This window comes from Paenibacillus camerounensis, assembly GCF_000723885.1.
GTDB lineage: Bacteria > Bacillota > Bacilli > Paenibacillales > Paenibacillaceae > Paenibacillus_AQ > Paenibacillus_AQ camerounensis.
Genome location: NZ_CCDG010000013.1, coordinates 1 through 22479 on the forward strand (window position 1 = coordinate 1; position 22479 = coordinate 22479).

The 22479-nt window shown below is 55.7% G+C and carries 8 protein-coding genes, 1 pseudogene and 1 riboswitch; of the genes and pseudogenes, 1 reads left to right on the forward strand and 8 read right to left on the reverse strand.

What is annotated here, in order from left to right; all coding sequences use genetic code 11:
• Nucleotides 1–296 (forward strand): annotated as a pseudogene (locus BN3772_RS30520) (hypothetical protein); the annotation flags it as partial.
• Between the two features lie 218 nt (nt 297–514).
• On the opposite strand, the gene BN3772_RS05600 reads toward BN3772_RS30520, so the two are convergent.
• The 8 genes from BN3772_RS05600 to BN3772_RS05645 all read right to left on the reverse strand — a co-directional run bounded on the left by BN3772_RS05600 (nt 515) and on the right by BN3772_RS05645 (nt 22447).
• The gene (locus BN3772_RS05600) at nt 515–5734 is read right to left on the reverse strand and encodes an S-layer homology domain-containing protein (protein ID WP_052380393.1); all 5220 of its coding nucleotides are present in this window, start codon (nt 5732–5734) and stop codon (nt 515–517) included.
• A 334-nt stretch (nt 5735–6068) separates the two neighbouring features.
• Nucleotides 6069–6273: riboswitch (cobalamin riboswitch) on the reverse strand.
• A gap of 1026 nt (nt 6274–7299) precedes the next feature.
• Complete coding sequence (locus BN3772_RS05610; protein ID WP_052380394.1) at nt 7300–10566, reverse strand: GAP1-N2 domain-containing protein; 3267 nt, start codon at nt 10564–10566, stop codon at nt 7300–7302.
• Complete coding sequence (locus BN3772_RS05615) at nt 10563–11825, reverse strand: hypothetical protein (RefSeq protein ID WP_042173126.1); 1263 nt, start codon at nt 11823–11825, stop codon at nt 10563–10565. Before BN3772_RS05615 ends, BN3772_RS05610 begins: the two co-directional genes overlap by 4 nt.
• Nucleotides 11826–12123: 298 nt before the next feature.
• Complete coding sequence (locus tag BN3772_RS05620; protein ID WP_042197617.1) at nt 12124–12759, reverse strand: hypothetical protein; 636 nt, start codon at nt 12757–12759, stop codon at nt 12124–12126.
• 59 nt (nt 12760–12818) lie between these two features.
• The gene (locus BN3772_RS05625) at nt 12819–14090 is read right to left on the reverse strand and encodes a vWA domain-containing protein (RefSeq protein WP_042197619.1); all 1272 of its coding nucleotides are present in this window, start codon (nt 14088–14090) and stop codon (nt 12819–12821) included.
• Between the two features lie 726 nt (nt 14091–14816).
• Nucleotides 14817–17195: a transcription initiation factor TFIID gene (locus BN3772_RS05635; RefSeq protein WP_042197625.1), complete on the reverse strand. Its 2379-nt coding sequence runs from the start codon at nt 17193–17195 to the stop codon at nt 14817–14819.
• 4 nt (nt 17196–17199) lie between these two features.
• Nucleotides 17200–20589, reverse strand: a complete 3390-nt coding sequence (locus BN3772_RS05640; protein ID WP_042197628.1) for a tubulin-like doman-containing protein — start codon at nt 20587–20589, stop codon at nt 17200–17202.
• Between the two features lie 13 nt (nt 20590–20602).
• A complete protein-coding gene (locus BN3772_RS05645) occupies nt 20603–22447 on the reverse strand; it encodes a VWA domain-containing protein (protein ID WP_052380395.1) in 1845 nt (614 codons plus the stop codon).
• Nucleotides 22448–22479 lie beyond the last annotated feature (32 nt).

Below are 22479 nucleotides of genomic sequence, written 5' to 3' on the forward strand. Positions count from 1 at the left end.
CTGCGGCCGCGCCTGGAGAAGCCGTCTCCGCAGCTGCGGGAGACGGCGGGACGTTCCCCGCCGGCGCGGACGGCGGGGCGCTGACGGCAGCGTCTCCGGGCTGCGGAGACGCGGTAGCCGGCGGCTGCGGGCTCTGCGCCGCAGCCGTGGCAGTCGCGCTGCCGCCGGACGGGGCGGCAGCGTCATTCGCGCCGGGGGCTGTGCAGCCCGGCAGCAGCAGTGCAGCCAGCAGCACAAGCGCTGGCGGAAGCAAACGGCGGATAGCCGGTTTCGTCATTAATCATTGCACCTCCTGAAATAGACCCGCCCGGCAGAATCTTAGCATGAATGCACAACAAGCGCATTCCATGGCGGGGCTTCAAAGCCTGTAGCTTTTTGTCTTTGAAAAAAGGGAAAGAACGAGAGCCTGCTGCCCCCGTTCCATCCCTATCATTAATCTTATACTATTCTAGCCTAAATCGGGCGCTAAATCTGCCACATCTTTGTAATCTTTCGGCATGCATGCTGCAGCTTGTTACGGCAGCCGGACTGCCACCACTGCAGCCATTTCCCGGGTTACCGCAGCCGCCGGATCAAAGGAGCCGTTATATCCACTCATATAACCCAGCTGTGATACGGTGCGGACTGCGGACAGCGCATAGCTGCTGATCCGGCTCTCGTCTGTAAAGGAGCCTGCAGCACTGCTGCTCTCCAGCTTGAAGGCTCTCATGATCATGACCGCCATATCCTGGCGGGTAATGTACCCGTCAGGATTAAAGACGGTATTGCCCACACCCGAGATAATCCCCAGCTCCTTCGCTTTCAGCACCGTTCCGTAATACCAGGAACCGGCTTTTACATCGCTGAATACAGAAGCAGCAGAGGTATCAGCAGGAGCTTCGCCCGCCAGTCTTAACAGCAGGGCCGCGAATTCTGCACGGGTGATCTTTTGCTTAGGGGCAAAGATCAGTTCTGTGCTGCTGACACCCTTCATCAGTCCCTGATTATAGGCCTCTTGTACAGAAGCAAGCGCCCAGGCGGAGATTTGGCTCTCATCAGAGAATTTGACTGCATTCACTGCCCCCGGTGTAATACTGAACAGCTTGGAATCCCCTGTCAGGAAACGGTTGTACGCTGACAGTGCCAGCAGCGCCTGCTCGGTAGCCAGGCTATTTCCAGGCTGGCCTGCGGCATGGGCATAGCTGCCGTCTGCCTGTCTGAACGACGCCAGATGCGTCAGCAGACCGCCCTTTGCTTTTACAAAACGGACATCTCCAGGACCGATGCCGGCACTGCTGAGGGCAATGATGACCTGAGCTGTGCTTTCACTGTTTTCTGTTCCTGAGGCCTTGTAGCCGCCGTTCTCCAGCTGCTGCTGCGACAGCCATGTAACCGCCTTGTCGATTGCAGCCTGCACTGCAGACTGGCCGGTGTGGGCGGAAAGTGCCGTAACTGCCATCGCTGTCAGGTCTACATCGTCAGTTCCCCCAGCAGTCAGCGGGAAGCCCCCGTCCTTGCTCTGCAGCTCCAGGATTGAAGTAATCAGACGTTCTCTGGTCCACAGTGCATTTGCTGGCACCTTATAGGAGCCGCTGTCCAGAGCGATCAGGCCAAAAATCAGACCGTTGCTGCCCTGTCCCGCCATATTGCTGTTGTTATAAATCTTCTCAATCAGATTATAGCCGCCGATGCTCTGCGGATCTGCCCCGGCCGCAGCTACGGCCAGCACCAGCCGCTCATAATCGGTTACCTTGCGGAATTCACCATTGCTTGCAGCAAGCTGCTCCTTTACTGCGTTCAGATAGCTTGCCGGTACAGCATGGCCGGTACGGGCCAGGCCGATTGCCTGCCAGTCGCTCAGCTCCTCCGCTGCTGCCGCTGCCTTAGCTGTGGAAGCAATATCAGCGGCCAGCTTGTCACGCTGCGGTTCAAACTTACTGCGGTCTACAACTGCATACGTTGTAAAGTGGCTGATTTTACCGGTGATGACCCCTGTTTTGGCATCAAGCACTGCCGGAACCGGAATCCAGTCACCTGTACTCCCGTTCAGCCAGGCCAGCGCCAGATTGGCTTGATTAGAAGCCGTGACCGGGAGCACAATCTGCAGGTCCACTGTGTTCAGGAATTTCGTACCGTCAGGCTGAAAATCATACATTCCGGATACCACTTCAGGACGGTTTGCAGGTAACTCCTGCACCACAATTTCAACCGTACCGGACACCGAACCTGCCGGAATCTGCAGCTGTACTTCACCGGCGCTGTCCTTCAGTACAGACGCTGCACCCGGAGTTACATTCTGCCGGAAGCTGGCCACATTGGCGCTTAGCAGCTTTTGAAGCGCCGCTGCCTCTTCCGCTGTCATCAGGGTTCCGGTTACGGCAGTCGTCTGACCGACCTGCTGAATCGGAAGCGTATTGTCAGCAGTAATGGCTACCCCTGCCAGGCTTCCTGATCCTGCTGCGCCTGTGCCGCCGGTGCTTCCCGATCCGCCTGGCGGATTTCCGATATCCGCTCCGCCGTCGGTTGTGTAGCGCCAGGCCAGCACATCGCCGCTGCTGAGCTTATAGCTGCCCGCGCTTGTTTTGGGATAGCTGCCGTTAACCGAATACATCCAGCCGCTGTCTTTGCCCCGGTCCATCTCGGCCAGGCCGTCAATCGATTTAATATAGACACTATCCCCGCTGCCGCCGCTCACTACCTTGCCGCCAAGCTGGCGGACCAGCAGGCTGTAAGCAGTCTCGCCTTCGTTCAGCGTTACAGTAGTACTGCAGAGAATGCTGCCCTTAATGCTGTCACCGGTGACAGAGATCACCGCCGTCGCCGGCTGGGGAACTGTATCCACAGACGCAATGGTCAACGCCTGTGTGTAACGGACAATGCTTGGCAGCTGGCCTTCAGCATATCCCGTTACAGCCAGTGTGTGTACACCGGCCGGCAGGCCTTGCCCGAAGGCTGCCACACCCTCTGCATTTGTTGTAGCTGTAACTCCGCCGGCACTGACCTGAACCCCGGCAGCAGCAGAGACAACCCGCTGCGGTACATAGTTCGCATCCCAGACCTGTGTAAGCTGCTTGATCTGGACAGCAAATGCTTCACCCTGCTTAGGCTGAGCAGGCGTAACCGCCACTGAATCAACTAGCTGCGTGCTGCTTCCGCCGTAATAAACAAGCACCTTGTCAGACGCCTGCAGTACGAAATCATTCATTCCGGTTTCAGGATAGATCCATTGTCCTCCACGGGATACCGCAAAGCTCCAGTATCCGTCTTTGTGATAGACTCCGCCTTCAATTCCGCCGATTCCCTGAACGAAAATACCATACTGGGATTCGGCAGCCTGCAGCGCAATGCTGCGGGAAGCCGTCAGCTGCTGCAGGGCATCATAAGCATTGAACGCCTCAAGCGTACCCTCGGCTACAAGGCCCTGCGGTCCTTCAATGGCCAGGGAGGCCGCTACATTGCCGGGAACTACCTTGACAGCCTGTGTATGCCGTACAATTGTAGGGGAAGCCCCTTTAACATAGCCGGTTACAGCCAGCGTGTAGACTTTGGCAGGCAGACCTTTTTCAAAAGCAGCCTTACCTTCATCATCTGTAGTTACCGTTGTACCATCAATCGTTACCTGTACTCCGGCTGCCGGTGAAACTACCCGATCACTCGTATAGGTTGTATTATTCCACACCCATTGTACTTGTGTAATTGTAACTGTGAACGGTTCATCCGGTTTGGGCTGCTGCGGGGTGGTCTCAACGGAGTCTACTACCTGTGTAGCTGAACTTCCCAGGTAGACAAGCACCTTATCAGCTGCCTGCAATTCGAAACCGTCCATGCCGACGCTCGGATACATCCATTCCCCGCCGCGCTGGACTACAAAATTCCAATACCCGTCGTAGGTTAAGCCAGGATAACCGGCAATACCGGATACATAGCTGCCGAACGAGGACTCTGTAATCTGCAGCGGAATATTGTGCGCGGCAGCCAGCTTCTTCAACGCTGTCATTACATTCGCCGCTTTCAGCACACCTTCGGCAATAAGGCCCTCAGGCCCTTCAACTGCCAGCTGAACGGACACATTGCTGGAGATAATGGTTACAGGCTGCGTGTACTTAACGAGTGCAGGTGCCTTGTCAGCCGTGTATCCCGTTACTGTCAGCGCATAATCCCCTGCCGCCAGGCCTGCACTGAATTCGGCTTTGCCATCTTGGCCGGTAACTGCAGTCTGGCCGCCGACGGTAACCTTCACCCCTTCAGCTTTGGAGGTTACCGGAACCGGGGCACCTGTGCTCCAATCCCATGTAATCTGAGTCACCGTGACGTCGAAAGCTTCGTCTTCTCCAGGCTGCGCCTTGGACAATTCAGCCGATTCAACAAGCTGGGTGCCGAAATCCCCGTAGTATACGACAATACGGTCAGAGCTCTTAAGGCTGAAGTCCTTCATGCCTACTTCGGGATACAGCCACTCTCCGCCGCGGATTACCGCATAGCTCCAGCCGTCATAACCGCCGAACAGTCCCGCAGTCACATTGCCGATTGCCGTAACATAACTGCCGGAAGGGTTCGTAAGCGCCAGACCGTTCAGTGCTGCGACCTTCTCCAGCGCTTCAAGGGCATTGCCGGCATAAGCACTTCCTTGACCCAGCGTACCCTGCGGCCCTTCAATTACGAGCGGTACATATACCAGCGGATTCTGCGCTGCCGGCTTCGTAAAGTCATACAGCTTCCCGTTATTACCGCCGCTGAACAGGTTGTAGGCAACAAGAGCCTGCAGCCCTTGTTCAGTTGCGTAGGCATTAACGCTTCCGCTCTCATTATGGGCAAAGCCGCCGCCGGCTTTGAAGAAGCTCAGCAGTCTTCCGATCAAATCTCCGTCTGTCTTGGTAAACTCCGGTCCTGCCGGGTCTATGCCGAAGGAGGTCAGGCCGATAACAACCTGGGCGGCACTCTCGCTGTTATCGCCGTATCCGCCTTTACTGTCCTGCGCAGCGGATAACCAGGCTACCGCCTTCTGTCCCGCAGTTGCTACTGCCGGCTCATTCCGGTGCGCAGCCAGCGCCGTCAAAGCCATCGCCGTCATATCCGGGTCGCTGGCACCTGAGGACAGGGTAAAGCCGCCGTCTGCCTTCTGTTTGGACAAAATCTCGCTTAACAGCGCCGCTTTGCTCCATTTGGCATCACTCGGCAGGGTATAATCACCGGAATCCAGCGCAAGCAGCGCATATACCGGGGCATTGAGCGTCTGTCCGCTGATCTTATCATTGTTATAGATCTTCTCAATCAGATTGTAGCCCGCCGAGGAGCCGCTGCCGGCGTAATTCTCCGGGTCCGCACCAACTGCCTTCACCGCAAGCACAATCCGCGCATAATCTGTTACGTTGGCATAGCTGCCGCCGGCTGCACTAACCTTTTGCACAAGGGTCTGCACATAGGTGTCAGGCACATCATAGCCGGCCTGGGCAAGCCCGATTGCCTGCCAATCTGACGTCACGCCGCTGTTCAAAACATACTCAGCAGTCTTGTAGGTAGCCTCTTTTACAGTAAGCTGGCCATTGTCTGCTGCTACCAGCGTACTAAGCCGTCCCGGGGAAACATCATCCGCTGTATACACAGCCTCCGTTACACTTTCCGCTCCTTGAACTGCTGAAGCATCCGCTGCTGCATAGCTTTGGCCGGACGGGACAACAGCTCCCCCTATAATGGAGATAATCAGCAATAAAGCCAGGCCGAGTCTCAGGAACTTGGCAGAATAATTCTTTTTCATCTTTACCCTCTTTCCTATTAATAGAATGATCCTTCAATTGCCCCTAGCCCAACAAGTAGAAACGGCTATGCCGTCCTTCAGAGAAGGCGGTAACCGTTTCTGTGAGAAATATAAGGATTATGGATAGCGTAAAACATATAAATTCTTATATTTCATAAAAACCGCCCTTATTAAGGGCGGCCGGGAAGAATACAAATTAACGGCAGAACGGCTGTAAGCTAAGCTTGCTCATAACAAGCCCGGCCATAAGCAGGCACAGCTTGTGCAAAGCACACTATCGCCTTAAGCCGCAGTCCATCTGCATGTGTTCCGCATTCTTACCCCACGAAGAAGTGAAACGTCTGTGAAAAAGGCAGGTCTCCTGGCTTGTGCTTCATCGTTCCCCCTTGCCTTCCCGCCCTTCTAAACATCCGGACAGTGGCACATCAGCAGGGGTCGCTCTGCATTTACAGTGGCGGGACCGCGCCGGATTCGCACCGGCCTTCCCTATTAAGCGGTTCTATCAAGGTAGAACACGCACCCTTTTCACTAGCTTATTAAATTTTAATATTCATAATCATAGCTAGTATTCCCCTGTATGTCCATAGAAAAGCTGTAACAATCTCATTCCACGCTATGTCAGCAGTACGGCAGGTGAACAGGCGTCAGCCGCAGAATTGCTTCTACCCGGCAAACATGTGTCAAGGGGGAGCATGCCCGCACATACGTCCTTCTCAGGCCTCTCCCCATACAATAATTACTCACCCCCCTGCCATGCAGCCCCCCTGTTCTCTCCGGCTTGGTATACCCTCTCCTTCTCCCTCTTCCTCTCTCAACTCCTACTCCTACTCCTACTCCTACTCCTACTCCTGCTCCTGCTCCTGCTCCTGCTCCTGCTCCTGCTCCTGCTCCTGCTCCTGCTCCTGCTCCTGCCTGATCCTACCCCACTCCTATTCCTAGTCCACTACTCCGCTGCTCCAGTATTCCACCATTTTCCACTTCCCGCTCCACTACTCCACCACCACGCTAATTACTCGGATGACCTGCCATGCAAACTGCCACTGTCCTAGAGCCTGCAGCCCCTATTTACTCCTACAGCAAACACACCTGAATTCAGTTGGAAAAAAGTCATTTAATTCTGCCGAAATCGCGATTTTAGTGTAAATAGTTGGAAAACAGCAACTTAATCCCCTAGTTTTCTGTGTTTATTTCGAGTGATCGCCTGAATTAGGTGACAAATTTCCACATAAACTGGTCCATCGCTTATTTCTGCAAAGATTAGTTGTCTAAAATCCACTTAACTACAACCAACTCTTCAGCAATCCGCAGAAAAAATTCTGATCGCACCAGAACGTTCCTGCCCGCCCCTCTGCCGATAGTTATATTGGTCAAAATCGAACTTATGCGCGTTGAGGATACGGCTGATTGGGACAAAATACTCTCCCACTGCGACAGCACCCTATGTACCTGTATTCCACCGCCCGCCATTGGCAAAAAAAAATCCTGAACGTACCCGCGCCGTTATCCGGCAACTTGTACTGTTCAGGATTATGTTAGCTAATTACATTAGTTGGTCAGGGACAAACTTATTCCGCACCCGCAGTACTCTCTGCATCAGCACCGTCAGAGCCGGCTGCATCTGTGTCAGCTCCACCGGATGGATTGTTGCCGCCGGCGTTGTTCCCAGTAGTGCCGGCACCAGCCGAAGCATCAGGCGTTGCCTCCGCTGTAGCGGAAGGCTCCGCCGCCGGCGTGGAGGATACTCCCGCCGCCGGGTCAGGCTGAACAATCAGCTTGTAATCACCGGCTTTGATCATGCTGCCGGCCGCAAGCACTGCACCCGGCTCCAGGTCAACGGTGATACGGTAGTACGCAGTCCCCGGATAGCCGGATGTCACCGGGGAAGAGACGGACTCGCCGCCATACCCGGTCCCGTTACTGGCGTTATCCGCCGCTCCGCCGTCTGTCCCCACATCAGCATTACCAGCCGCTCCTTCATCCGCTCCAGACCCGGCATTGCCAGCCGTGCCTTCATCCGCTCCAGATCCGGCATTGCCAGCCGTGCCTTCATCCGCTCCAGATCCGGCATTGCCAGCCGTGCCATCATCTAATCCAGATCCGGCATTGCCAGCCGCGCCTTCATCCGCTCCAGATCCGGCATTGCCAGCCGCGCTTTCATCCAATCCAGACCCGGCATTACCAGCCGTGCCTTCATCCGCCCCAGACCCGGCATTATCAGCCACACCTTCATCCGCTCCCTGCGCCGGCACCAGGCAACTGCCTGTCGTCGCGATAACACCGTAGGTGTCTGTCACCTTGTCGCCGGACATGAGCCCGATCTCCGCCGGCTCAAAGGCAGAGCACGCCTCAGCAGTTTCAAAGGTGAACACCAGCTGTGTACCGCCGGCAGCAGCACCGCTGCCGAGCGCAACGGTAACCGCCGAATCGCCGCCTGTCCCTGCCCCGGTCTCCGGCTGAGCCGGGTCCGGCCGCAGCAGGCTGACCGCGACGATCACTGCGATGATCACAAGCCCCAGGACGGAGCCGCTGATCAGGAGTTGAAATCGGCTGCGGCTGACCCACCGCGCCAGCGGCGAAGCCAGCTTGCTGCGGGCTTCATTATAAACATTTTGCAGCGCCGGTCCGGCTGCAGCCGCGTAGCTTTTGCGGAATTCACGGCTCTTGAACGCTTCACGGTCTTGGTTCATGAAATATCTCAGCACAGCCCGCTTATAGCCCGGCCACAGCTTCTTATTCGAGACCGTGAACAGCCAGCTGCCCTGCGACCAGTCAAAGAAACGGTACACCGTCTCTTTGTCACCGGCCGCCTTACGCACAACCAGCTCCAGCAGCGCATCATAATCCAGCGGTCCGTCCGCGCGCTCACTGCTGTGATAGAACGCAAGCGGCAGCCGGTCGAAAGGCTCGGCGCTGCCTGCCTCCTTCAGCCAGCGGCGCCCGAGCAGCTGCACATCGTCAAGCTCACGCGGCGCAAGTCCGGCAAAAACCTCCTCATCCGGCTTCTCCTCACCGAACCAGCGGTAGGCAGCACGAAGGGCATTGGCCTTGCGTCTGCTGATTGCATCCAGCGGCGGCTGCCAGTCCTCCGTATCCCGGTAACGCAGGAACGAAATATCCAGCAGCTGCTCCATCGTCAGCCCGTCCAGATCTACCCTGCTCAGCAAAAAGCGGTCGGCGGCTGTCGCCAGCTCCAGCAGCAGCGACATTGCCTCCGGATAGAGGCCGCTGCCTCTGCGCCGCTCTTTTTCCGCCTGCTCAACAAAATCATGGGCAGCAGCCACAGCAGCCACCGGGTTCTTATCCCCGGCCAGCTTCTCCAGCAGATACTCCTTCACCCGATCCCGGACAAAGGCCTGCTGCAGCACCTCCGGCAAAAAGCGCCCCCAGTGGAACACAAAGCGCATGATCTCTTTCATATCAGCGGCAGCAGCAAGCCTGGAGTCGATGTACGGCTCCAGCAAGGCTGTACGGAATCTCGGCTGAGCCATCACTTTTTTGAAGAAGGCTGCACTCAGCTCCCCGTCACTCTCAATAATGCCGTATGCCGCTGCCAGCACATCCTCCCGTCCGGCGGCAGGACAGTTGAGCATGGCGTTGATGAAGTAATCGACAATTTTGCCCCGGTAATTATGGCCCTCCAGCACAAAATACGCCTTAAACTGCTCCAGCACCTCTGGCTCAGGAATGTTGCGCTGCCGGACGGCATCATACTCACGGTCGAACCGCTCCAGAAACAGATCGTTCAGCCTGATCCGTGACTCCAGTGTGCCGTCTGGCTTCAGGTAGGATATCAGCCCGCCGAGCACAGCAGACTTGTTCTCCGTGTACAGCTGCTCATTCCCCTGTTCAATCTCATAAAAGACCGCCAGCTCATTATAAAGCGCAAGCTGAAGCTTCCGCTCCACAGCCTCGCCCAGCAGCAGCGAATCGGCGAACCGGCCGAAGTCCTCCATGCTGCCCCCGCGGCTGAGGGTTGTCCAGGCAAGCCCGGCAAACGGCTGGCGCGTCCCCGTAAAGTCCGCATTGAGAATACGGCCGGATGAAAGATCAAAGACATAATCCTTCTCGATGCTCCGGTCACCGGGACGAAGTGCGCCCTTTTCCACAAAGGTCAAATGAATATATTTGCGGCTCTGCGGCTCATTCGCATAGGTAATGACACCCAGACGGCGGCGGAAATCAAACGGCAGGGCCCGAAACAGCACCTCTGTCAGCTCCGCAGCACGCCGCGAAATTTCTGTGACCGGCACATCAAGTGCAATATAGATTTTTTTCTTCCCGGCTACGGAGAGCATAACCGCCTGCAGCAGCGCTTTGAACAGCTCTTCGCTAAAACCGAGTGCTCGCAGCACCTCCAGCGGCTCAGGCCGGCTCGTACGCTCACGCACAGGAATACCGGTCAGCTCCGGCAGCGTACCGCCCGGCTCACCGTCATATTCAGCGGCAAAGTCCGCATGCAGCCAGCCCCCGTAATGCTCCACAATCTCTTCCGAGCGGATCGGCGGCACAATAAAGTTATGGGCGAAAAAAGCGCTCCGCTGTCCCGTAAAATCAGCCGCCAGATAGCGGCTCTGCCCGATTACCGTATCGTTGGTCTCCGTATGGAACAGATGCAGCGCAGCGGGATACATCTCCTCACTTTTCTCGCCGCGTGCCGCGAGCTCAGCCGGAGCATCATAGACGCAGAAGGGATGGAGAATTTTTTTGACAAAATTATTATCAAGACTGTCCGATTTCGCTACGGTATCGAAGCCCTCGGTTGACCGGTAAACCCCGCGCCGCTCGCGGGTGTACATCTGCTGGGTGATCCCGGTCCCTGAGAATCTGTTCACGGCCCGTCGCTCCCCTCAATATACTTCAGCTTATGCAGCAGCCAGATAAACGGCTCGTCCACACGGATCGGGCTGACCACACCTTCGATTTTCTGATTGACCGGATTGCTGCCCAGCGCAGAAACCGCGAAATATCCGGTATTGGCAAAATACACATCCATCGTATCCTTGAACGGGCGGTCCACCTTCTCGATAAACCGGCGGATCTCTCCGTCGATATTATGATACTCGTCCAGATTCAGTGTTTTGCGGTGCACGTAGTTATTGAACACGTTGCTGTTCGCCTTGATATAATCGCCGTCCTCATCCTTGAGCGAATGCAGCATATCGCTTTTGGCGAGAACAACCGCTGTCGGAATATCGGTTTTGCTCTTCTCCTGATAGGCGATGAAATCGCCGAACATCGTCAGCACCACATCACGCGGCTCATCATACTGCGACACCCACTCACCCGGCTTATCGCCGTAGTTGATGCGGATTTTTTCGCGGATGGAACGGATCTGCAGCGGATCGACCATGAACAGGATGCCCGCAGAGTTTTTGATATGCTGGCCGTGCAGCCCGAGATAATCCTGGTCAACCATCCCTTCACCGGCCACATCGAAGAACACCAGCGTCAGCGGCGGCTTGCTCTCATCCTTGAAGACGAACTGGAAGATGAACGGCTCCTGCATTTTTTCCTTCTGGGTCGAGGCCAGCAGATCACCGCGCTCAAACAGAGGCTCTTCGTACAGCGTCCGGAACTTGCGGCTGATCTCGGCATTCAGCGGCATGCAGGCGGCGTCAAAATGCCCTGCCGTCGTATGCTGCAGCGTATGGATCAGCGACGTCATATACACCGACTTTCCGACCTGGGAAGCACCGATAATCGAAATGATATTGCTCGGCACCTTGCCGGCGGTTACTGGCAGCTCATTATGGCAGGCCGGACAGAGCCGTCTGCGCGTCAGCACCCCGTAGCGGTCGGTGAGCCCGGTCAGCACATGATCGGTATAGTGGTGGTATTCCTCGGGAATATCAGCCGGATTCAAAATCGCTTCCATATCATCCACCGTATCAAGCCCGAAGCGCTCACGGTACTTGTTCAAGGCATCATCCTCGCCCAGCGCGTAATTCTCATCATCCTCACGGCTGTGCATAGCCCGGAAAACGACTTCCTCCGGCTGGAACTTAGTGAAGCAGTAAGGGCACACAATATCATAAAAGAGCGGCCGCGGCTGCGGCTGGTTTTTCTTCATAAAGCGGCTGAAAAAAGACATTTGTTGTCCTCCCAACGTTTTGTCGTTGTCTGAGCGTTACTTTCCTGCTGGTCACTGGCTTTGGCCTTGGCTTTGGCTTTGGCTAAAAAGTGTGCGCTCTAAGCTACCCCGTGCCTTAACTGCACTTTGTGCAACTATATTACCTTCCAGCACGGCTTTTTTTCTTTTAGCTGCACTTTGTACATCTATATCTGGCATTTTAGCCCCATTTCGGCGATTTCTCCTGATATAGCTGTATAAATTACAACTAAAGCTTGTTCGATCGAAAAATCCGGACTTTTAGCTGCACGGAATACACTTATTCCGGTACCAGCTCATAATACTGACCGTATTTACGCCCATCGGTGAAAAAAATCCGCACGAAGTCCTCTTTGCCAATCTCAATCGGCGGCAGTGCGTTTCGCCCGGCAGCAAAATCCAGAACAAACGGGAACAGCACGCCGTCCTCGCGGGAGGCCGGATACCCGCCTCTTTTTTTGACATAGCAGAGTACATCCTTCGGCACCGGCACTTCAGCGGTAATCGTCATATGTACTGTTTTTTGCTTGGCAAATATCGCTTTTTTGTGCTGGATGGAAAAATAAATTCTCGCCTTGCCGGCGCTGACTGTAATCCGGTTTGAGCCGTCCGGCTGCCTGATAAGCAGCGTCTCGCCATTTTCGCTGATCCGGGCATATACGGTATAGACCACAAGTCCGATGTCATCCATCCGGTCACGGTATCCGTTATTCGCTTTATATTCCTCACGTGTGTACAGCTTCATGCCGGAAGGCGGAAGCGCTTCGCGTTCCTGCTCCGCCGCCGCTCCTTTAAGGATACAGACCGCCTGCACGCCGTCCGGCCAGCGCCATCTCAGCGTACACAACCGGTCCTCCACCCGGGCCGTTACTTCCGTAACAGCCTGTGCGGGGGTCGTTACCTCGGCGTACCTCATGACTGTATGCTCCTTTCACGTTTCACAATTCCTTCAGCCCGTAATCTTGCTGCCGGGACTCAAAAGCCCTTGCTGTTCCTGTTTCTGCGCGGCGAATGGAACCCCTCGGAACCCGGTGCTGCCGCCGCATCTCTTCTTCCCCGGCGGGACAGCCGTCCTTCACCGACCGGCACCACATAGGTGAAGAGTGCAATGATCGCCGCCAGCACCAGTACAGCAGTGAGTCTAACCAGCGTATCACCAAAGGACTGGCCGCTAAGCCCGAATTCGAGAATCAAACCGGCGCACAGGCCGGCTGTCCAGCCGCCGATACCGAAGCTTTTGGCTAAATGCCTGTTATCAAAAATAATACCCAGTCCTATCCCAAGCGCAGTGCCGACCAGCATCAGCGCGAGAATCCGTACAGCTGCATAATAAGGGCTGTCTGCCGTAGCATCGCTGCGCTCTGTAAGCAGGGTACGGTCACCCAGCCGGTCATAGATCTGCTGGAACACTCCGCCCAGACTTCCGGCGTCAGTGACATCGTAATACTGCCCTCCTGTCGCAGCGGCAATATCCCGCAGCAATGTCGCGCCTGACGGATCATCCAGCGCAAGTCCGACAGTGTTCACGGCAATGCCGCGGCTTGTATACTCACTCAATTCTGTAGCAGTATTGAATTGGCTGAAGCCGTCTGACAGCATGATGACCATAGCCCCGCGGCTGGTAGCGTCTGTGTTAATTACGTTCATAGCTTCGGTGAGTGCTCCGCTGATATTCGTGCCGCCCTCCGTCGTCTGCAGACTGCCAATCACCTCCGATACCTTCTCGCGGTTCTCCGTACTCCGCAGTGAGATCAGCGGCTGAACGACTGCAGCATCCTGGCTGAAGGTCACGACAGCAACCTGATTATCTGTATCCATCTGCTGCACCAGTTCCTGCGCTGCGGTGTACCGGCTGTTGCCGGGATCGCTCTGCTGCATACTGCCGGAGTCGTCGATGACCATGACGACGTTCTTGACCGTTCGGATGCCGCCGAAATTCAGCTCGTACACAAATTCCATCAGTGTGCCGACTCCGAACAGTATAACCACCGTCAGCGGCAGCAGCTTCCATGACAGCCCCAGATAGCGCTGCTTCCACGATAAACCGTTCAGCCGCGGGGAGATCATCTCCGCCAGCAGTGCCCCCAGTCCGATGCCAAGCGCCACAATGGCAAAATAGATCCCGACAATTAATATGGACGGCAGGTCATACGGCCTGCTGCCCAGCAGGAGCTCCCCCAGCACAAAAGCTATGCCGCCGCCAAGCAGACTGAAACATAATAAGAGCAGATTGATTTTCCGCTGCATCCATCTCATCCTTTCAGGAACAAACTTTTATTATATCTATACTTGTTGCCGGAGCACAGCCAGCCTGTTATCCTCTCGGTCGTGTGTTCCCTGGCGAAATAGGCGGCGGATAAGCTCCCTTGCTGTTGGTAACTGGCGGATTAACCACATTGGCTGGAATCAAGGGCATTTTTGCCCTTTATTTAGGCCATTTGCTCCCATTGGCTGAATTCAAGGGCATTTTTGCCTCTCATTTCGGCTATTTGACCATATTGGCCGGAATCAAGGGCATTTTTGCCTCTCATTTAGGCCATTTGACCATATTGGCCGGAATCAGAGGTATTTTCACCTTTGATTCAAGCCACTTATCTATTAACCTTTTGGTCCGGAGGTATGCTCAGCGCTAGCAGCAACACTTTTGACCAAAACACCGGTAACTCCCTCCCCGAGAAACCTAACAACCTAGCACAACAGCCCATTTAAGACGTAATCAATACCTTCACATATACATCAAAAGCAGAACAAACTATCTTTGTATCTTGGGATTACGGGATTTCAGCACCTTAGCTTTTAACGTCCCTAACACTTCAGCATGCTTAATAGTGTCACACATACCCTTAGCGCAATAGCTCTACAGCGGAACAGTCCCACAGCGCAACACCACCAACACCCTCGGCTCTCCGAGCATTTCAGTAATTTAGTAACACACTTAACTCTCCGGCACCCCGGCTTCCCGGCACTCATTACTTATCTTAGCTCAGGTAATCGCTCCTCATCCACGCCATGTAGCTTATAGCCGTTCTGGACATAGGTTTCATAATAAACCTTGCCGTTGCGGTAGTAGAGCAGGTCCTCCAGGTGGAAGCCGCCCATCAGGTTGAGCTTCTCCACACCGCTTCTGCGCTGCTCGTGGACAACGCCCAGCCGGTAAATCCGGGTCGTTCCGTCAGCATTCAGCGCGTAGCGCAGAAATTCGGAGCCGCTGTCGCCGAAGAAGTATTTCTCCTCATGGCGGTGCTCCTGCGTATACTCGAACAGGCGGACGTTGATGGCAGCGCCGTCTTCAAGACCCAGATAGAGCTGCTTGAACAGCTCTTCCCTGGATACAATCTCCCGGTTCTCGTACGCCGCTGCAACATTGGCCCGGCGCAGCAGCTCTTCCTCGAAGGGGAGTGCGAACGGCTCCGCTGTCAGCAGCTCTCTTTTGCACACCTCAATCAGGCGGCGGACAACGGCCGGACCGCCCTGGCGAAGCAGCTCCGAGATGCTGCCCATGAAGCGGTCGCTGAAGAAGATAGCCGCCCCGCGCCGGGTCTCGATATCCAGCATAACCTCAGCGGTCACGGTACGGTAATATTCCATGATATTCTGATCCACCGCTTCACCGGACCTTCCGATGGCGGACAGCGCAAGGCTGCGCAGCTCTTCTTCCAGCGTCTGCATCGTCTGCACCTTGGCTCTGCTCTCTGCATGCAGCTGCTCCAGCGCAGCGTCATAGCGGAGCGAAATGTCCAGCTCCAGCTTCAGCCTGAGAATCTCGTATTTCCTACTATATATACTCTCAAACATATAATGAATGAAATTGCGCACGGTCCGCTTGTCGAGCAGCGGCACCCGCTGGAACGGCTGGCGCTCCACGCTCTGCGCGTAGAGCTGCTCCAGCTCCTCCTCGGCACCCGCCAGCGCCGAGCGCAAACCGCCCATGTGCTGACGCAGCGCGTTCAGCACACTGCCCCCGGCCTCGCCCTGCTCGGCCGTCCACTCCGCCAGCTGGTAGAACGTCACCGGCGGAGCGGCCTGCTCCTGAGCCGCCAGTACGGCGGCCCATTCGCGCGCAGGGTCAAGAGCCGCAGCACGCGCAGCGGAACCATCCGCAAAGTTGCTGCGGAAATACGCCTCACCGCCGTCGCCGAACAGCAAAGCTTCCGCCTCGCGCAGCGAGAGCGGCTTCAGCTCGCTGTAGGACGGGCGGCCGTGGCTCATCAGCCCGGTCATTTCGGCGATGCCCGCCTCATCCGGCAGTAACCCCGCGGCACGCTCGCGCAGTGCCTCCGGCGTCAGGCCGAGCAGCGCCTGGCGGTCGCGCAGGCTCCAGCCGCCGCCGGTCTGCAGCTTCGCGGCCAGAATATGAAAGGCATGATACAGCACCGCCACGGCAACCGGCTTGCTCGGCCTGCGCACCGCCGAGAATCCGGCGGAGGCATAACCCTGCCGGCCGGTGCTGCCGCGGATGCCGCTTTTGAACGTCATATTGTTATAGCCGCCGTGACCGAAAGCCTGATCGGAGGAAGGGCGCACACGGTTCTTAAGCAGGCTGATGTGCGCAATGATCTCGTAGTTATCCTCCATCCCGTTCACCGGGGTCATCCCCCGTTCGTTTTTGTCCGACAGCAGGTAGACCAGATCGAACAGGGCGGAGGGGCCGTGGGCCACCGGAATCGACAATCCGTCCTCCGTAACCAGCAGCGGCGCTTTGAACGTATAGTCCGGCTGCTGCATCCCGTCCAGTTCACGCAGAAAAGCCAGCCCAACCGAGCTGGAATATCCGAAGTTATCCCCCTGCTCCCGCTCGTTAATCAGCGTGTACAGGTCGGTCTGCACCGATTTGAAGGACTGGCTGAGCACCGCCCGGGCCAGCAGGGCAACCTCAGGCAGCAGCACATTAAGCGGGTCATCGACCCGCGTAATGATGGAGAGATGGATTACATCAAAGGAAGAATACAGCCGTCCATAGTCCGCTATGCTGTTACCGATCCGCCGGAGCGTCCGGTTCATTCCGGCCAGATAACGGCCGTCCTCATGAAATTCCCGGTAGACATCCTGCCGTACTGTCCGGGGATCACGCTCTGCCGCATCCGGCAGAGCCATCCTCATGACCCTCTCCTTGCTGTCTCCCTCTTTACCATGCTGTTCCTTACCGGCATGCAGTGCCAGCACTCCGGCGGCATTATCCCATTTGCGCTCGCAGCGCATAAGCACCGGCTCAATGGCCGGAGATACCTTGTCGCCAAGGAAAAGAAACAGCGCAGGGTAATGGATGCTGCTGCGTCCATCCCCCTTGCTGTGCAGCGCCTCTTCCTGCGCCGCATATTGCTCTGCATAGACCAGTGCTTCTGTTCTAATCATAGGCTTACTTCAGCTTTCTGCGGATGCTGGCCAGCTTGCCGGTCAGACTCTTGTAGAAGCCGTACATTTCATCGCCGTCGGCATGCTCTACCCGCTCATATTCCAGACTGTCCCGCGCTTCGAGGAAGGAGACATACAACCCCTCCAGCTTATAGAGCAGCGGAGTTACATCCTCGGCTGCGGTCATTTCCCCCGAACGGCGCGCCGCTTTGCGCAGCAGCACACTGCGGCTCTTCTCATCCAGAGAGCGGAAATGCCGGTACACGGCATATTCCACATAGCTGCGTTCCTTCATTAGATTAGCGAACGGCTCCCAGGCATCCTCTTCCTCGTCACGGTCGTAGACGTAGAGCGCCCCTTTTTTGACAATGGTGTCGGTGTAGAGTGCTTCAATGAACTGGTCCAGCCATTTATCTTCATCAAGGTACTGGCGGAGCAGCGCATCCAGCTCAGCAGCCTTGGCTGCCAGCGCCTCATATTTAGCCAGCTCTTCGCGTACACGGCTGATCAGCTGCGGTGAACGGATCAGGTTCTCCTGAGCCAGCTCTTGATTGATACTGCCGAAGATATCCTTCACGGCTTCGCGCTCCAGCCCGTTCTCACGCAGCGAGCGCAGCTCATCGGCTGCCTTCTTCACCTCGCCAAGGTTCGGACGGGAAGATCCAAGCTGAAGATCATAGCCGCTTAGCAGCTTATCCAGATCGAACGGCTTGGTGAAGACGACGGAGAAGCGGCTGCTTGTATTTTCATCCAGGCCTTTTTCGGTAATGACGCCGCTCTCCAGCGCCTGTGTAAAGTCAGCGCGGACTCTGGCATTGTATTCTCGCACACGTGCGTTTACATAGGTGTCTCCCCATGATTTCTCAGGAATCGGCGACGGCAGATAGGTCCAGTTGTTCTTGTCGGTCATCACCAGATGGCGGCCGATCCCTTCCTTATCCAGAATGGTGCGTTCGTAGTTTTCCTCATATACTCTTAGCGGAGTATAGACAAAGAGCGGCACACCGTTCCGGGTGTTAAGCCAGAAAATCCGGTTCTTAACCTCGCTCTCCTTGATCGTAAACTGCGATTTGCCAAGCGCGTTGTTCTGGTAATTGCGGATTCCCTTCAGGATACCCGGCGCTTTAACCGGCACAGAGACGAAGCCCCATGACGGGAAGTGCAGGCTGCCCGAGCTGTTGCTCAGATGGAAAATCGGCACCGCATCCTCATCCAGCCGTCCTGCAATAATCCGCTCCACAAATTTGTCCAGCGGCTCCTCGCGGCCGTACTTCATCACCAGGAAGTCTTCCATCGAACGGGTAATCAGATCCCCGAACTTGTCGGTCAGGAATTCGGAAATGGAGCGGACGATATCAATCTCCTGCTCTCTGACCCAGCGTCCGGAGTGCTTCAGCATTTCACGGGCAAAATCACGGATCAGGTCGTCGCCGTCCTTCTGGTCCATCAGCTTGGAGATGTTTGCCGCAATATCCGGCACGTTGACGATATTCCAGTAGTAGGTTTTGTTGCCGCGGTGGTCGGTCTGCTCATCACCGTTCAGCAGGATATTGCCATTCTTCTCAAAAATCGTGCTCAGCGCGCTCAGAATCTCCGTAAACACCCCGTAAATCCGGCTGTTTTCTTCATTCAGCAGCTCAAACAGATCCTCGTAGAACTGGATCATCTGCTCCGTCCGCTCAACATCGGCATGCAGCCAGTACTCGTTGATTTTAGCTTCAATATAGGCATTCTTCTTCTTCTCTTTGGATACAAAAGCGCTCCGCGCATCGCCCAGCTTCTCTTCCGCACTGTCCTGGGCCGTCTCGATATCACGCGGCAGACGCAGCAGGCTCTCGCGCAGCGCTTCGATATAGGACTGGATCAGCTTCAGAATACAGAAGCCCTTCTCGGTATAGAGCAGCCGCGACACATAGAACGGACCCTGCTCCGGATGCAGGAAAATCCGCTCCAGCTCCTCGCCGAACCGTCCGGTAATTTCGCCGGGCAGCTGCTTCTTGGCCTTGATATATTCTTCACGCGCACGGGACAGGAAGCTCTGCTCCAGCTCGGTATCCATATCGACAACCTGGTTTTTAATAACATTGGCGTGGCTCAGCCGCTCGCTGTTCTGATAGCCTGGCAGCGGTTCAGGTACGCGGGATTCAAAGGTTTTGATCATCGTATCGAGGTCGATGCCCAGCTTGCGGGCGAATTTCTCGACATCCTCCTGGCCCGGAGCCTGCTGGAACATCTTGTCCATTTTGTCGAACAGGCGGTAGGCCAGATAGGTAGTCATCTCTTCAATCGGCAGCACGGCCGACGAAGCCCCGATAATGTTGTATTCATAATTGGCCGGATATGCCTTGTTCATCTGCGCGATGTTGGTCCGGATGTTGCTGATATAGTCGTGGATGGCGAATTCCTCGCCGGAGGCTTTTTCCTCACTGGCCATAAAGTTCGTGATGTTCTCCGCTGTTACATTCATGCAGTAGTCATAGGCGTTCTCCAGCAGCTTGCCCTCGGTATTCGTTGCGGAGATCAGATGGCACAGGTTAAATGGCGGCAAAGGTGAATTCACGGTCAAAATATTGCCGTACTGCTGGCGGAAACGCTCACCCCGGCTGTCCACATTCATCCAGTAATCCAGCTCTTTAAGCGCCGCATAGCCGTTCTTGCGGATATATTCGCGGGTGTGCTCACTAAGGCTTTTATTGGACAGATTGACGTCCGGTGTGAACAGGTAGCCCAGTGTGTTGACCCGGTCAATGCCCGCCGCTCCGTAATCACGTTCAATAATCCCGCGCACGATATAGGAGATATCGAGAAAAGCACCGCTGCCTGTCCCGCCGGACAGACCGGTAAGCAGGAACACCATCAGCTTTTTGTTGGTGCCGACCGACAGCGTCTTAATCTTCTTATCAATCGCGCCGACAACCTGGTTGATCTTGGTGAACAGCAGCAGGCGTCCGGCCTGGCGCACACCGGCAGCCCCGTTCATGCCATCGGTAATGCTCAGCTCCGGCGACAGCCAATCGGTAATGTAGGGATCAAGGATGCTGCGGTTCTGGAGCAGGCCGCCGATTTCCGCGTTCGCAAGCAGTACGAATTCATTCTGCGGATCGAGGCCGATGCCTTTGTATTTTTTGCCGCGGTCCTGTTCATTCGTTTCAAAAGCCAGAAACTCCACGTTGTCCGGCTTATCGCGCTTCTTCTTGGAAATCGGGTCCTCAGGCAGCTTAAAGCGGCGGTTAATCTGATATTTCAGGCGCAGCAGGGCGTCAATTCCCGTACCCCCGAGGCCGATGATCAGGATCGGATTATCAATGGTATCCACTCTGATCTTGTCACTGACGATTCCCCCGCCAAGCGATACGTCTAGCTGCTGAATATGCTCTCTTACTACCGGTTTCATAGGTTCTCCCCCTCTATATTAAAAACTCCAACAGAATCGTCTTGTCTACTGTCTGCAGCGGCACCGATACGCGGTCCCCGCTCTTTAGCTCCAGCCCGCGCGAAGCGTCAGCCGCCCGCCCGGATCGTTCTACCGTGATGCCTTCACTGCTGCGCAGGAGCATCCGGTCATTTTTGCCCGGAGTGAATATGACCTTCTCGCTCTCCTTCAGTTCAGGAGCCAGCTGGAGCAGCTGATGCAGCGTGAATTTGCCGCGGAAGCCGGACAGCTTCTTGTACTGCGGATACGTCTTCTCACCAGTGTTGCCGTCCAGCACCTCTACAACCATCTGACCGACAAAGCCGCGGTTCGCCTGCTTGCGCAGCATATATACAGCCGCCGCCGCAATGAGCAGCAGGAGTACGCCGCCGATGATAAAGTACAGGGTGTTCGAGGATTCCTGTGGCTGAAGCGGCTCTTCCCCGGTTGTTCCGCTGCCGGATGCAGGCGCTGTGCTTACAGCCCCTGTCTTGGCATCGATCTTGAGCACATCACTTTCACGGTAAAAGCTGCTCTCCTCCGCCCGGACCTTCAGCTCATAGTTATGGCTCTCTTTAATTTCAAAAGCGCCCTTGAACTCCGGCCCCGAATTGTCCAGCGGAAGCTCCTCTACTGTCCCCGTATCGAGGTCTGTAACGAGCAGCACCGCATTCATATCTTGATATAAATTGCTGAGTGTTACCTGAGCACCGTTGCTGTACAGGTGGGAGACGATGTCGATGGTATCGCCCTTCTTGTACACTGCTGACGGCAGCGGCTCTATCTTAAGCTCGAGATCATAGTTGAATACGAGATTAATGTCGATTTTGTCCTTGGGAACGCCCTTCACCTGCAGCTTCCAGTCCCCCTGCTCCGGCGACAGCAGCTTGATCAGGCTATAGGTGGACGACTTGGACAGCAGCACATCATCTGACGGGATCGCGACCTCCTTGCCCGACGGATCGGTAAGCTTTGCCGTCACCGGCTGTGCAGACATAATTGAAATGTTCGCTTCCAGCACACTGCTGTTAGGAACGTTAACCGTAACCTCCTGGAAGCTGCCGTCTGCCGTAATTGACTGGACCGGAACAATCTTCAGCTTCAGGTGGCTGGCAAAAATCTCACTCAGAATCTGCGGCAGATCATCCGCGGAGTTCGTTGTAAACGATTTGCCGCCTGTCTCGGCCGACAGCCCGGCCAGAATATCCTTATTCAGCTTACCATCAGCATTGAGCCCTATAGTATAAACCGGGTAGCCCTTCTGCTTGGCTGCATCTACCGCAGCAGACAGCTCCTGGTCAGACTGGCTCTGCGTCCGGCCCGAGGCTTCGTCGAGATCATTGTTACCGTCGGCCAGCATGACAATCATCGGCTCATGGCTGGGATCACTGCCGTTCTGCAGAACTTTAACCGCTTCTTCCATACCCACAGCGATGTCGGTGTACGGTCCGCGGTTCAGCCCGTCGATGAAATCCTTCAGGTCCTGCTTGTCGCCGGCTGAGCCGATCTCAAGCAAAGCCTTCTCGCGCTGCACCTTGTCGGTGTAGGCGACAATGCCGACCTTGTCACCTTGTGTGGAGAGCATATCTATAAACATCTTCATCGCCTCACCGGCGATATTGTTCTTGTCACTCTTGTTCATGGAGTTGCTGACATCAATCAGCAGCACCGCGTCAATCCGCGACGGGCCCGCCGCTGATACGGATGAACCAGCCGTGGCCGCCGTGGCCTTGAGGGCTGCAAAGGGTGATGCCGCAAGGCACAGGATCAGCAGCAATACCGGGATCAGCCTCTGCAGCATATTCTTGGTTGTTCTGGGGCAAAGCTGTGTACGAAGCATAAAGATGGCTCCTCTTGTGTTATATTCGTTAA

What these genes read in the sequence shown, in the direction of transcription:
- BN3772_RS05615 (WP_042173126.1), bottom strand. Translation starts at nt 11,825, where the DNA reads ATGTCTTTTTTCAGCCGCTTTATGAAGAAAAACCAGCCGCAGCCGCGG.
- BN3772_RS05625 (WP_042197619.1), bottom strand. Translation starts at nt 14,090, where the DNA reads ATGCAGCGGAAAATCAATCTGCTCTTATTATGTTTCAGTCTGCTTGGC.
- BN3772_RS05600 (WP_052380393.1), bottom strand. Translation starts at nt 5,734, where the DNA reads ATGAAAAAGAATTATTCTGCCAAGTTCCTGAGACTCGGCCTGGCTTTA.
- BN3772_RS05640 (WP_042197628.1), bottom strand. Translation starts at nt 20,589, where the DNA reads ATGAAACCGGTAGTAAGAGAGCATATTCAGCAGCTAGACGTATCGCTT.
- BN3772_RS05620 (WP_042197617.1), bottom strand. Translation starts at nt 12,759, where the DNA reads ATGAGGTACGCCGAGGTAACGACCCCCGCACAGGCTGTTACGGAAGTA.
- BN3772_RS05645 (WP_052380395.1), bottom strand. Translation starts at nt 22,447, where the DNA reads ATGCTTCGTACACAGCTTTGCCCCAGAACAACCAAGAATATGCTGCAG.
- BN3772_RS05635 (WP_042197625.1), bottom strand. Translation starts at nt 17,195, where the DNA reads ATGATTAGAACAGAAGCACTGGTCTATGCAGAGCAATATGCGGCGCAG.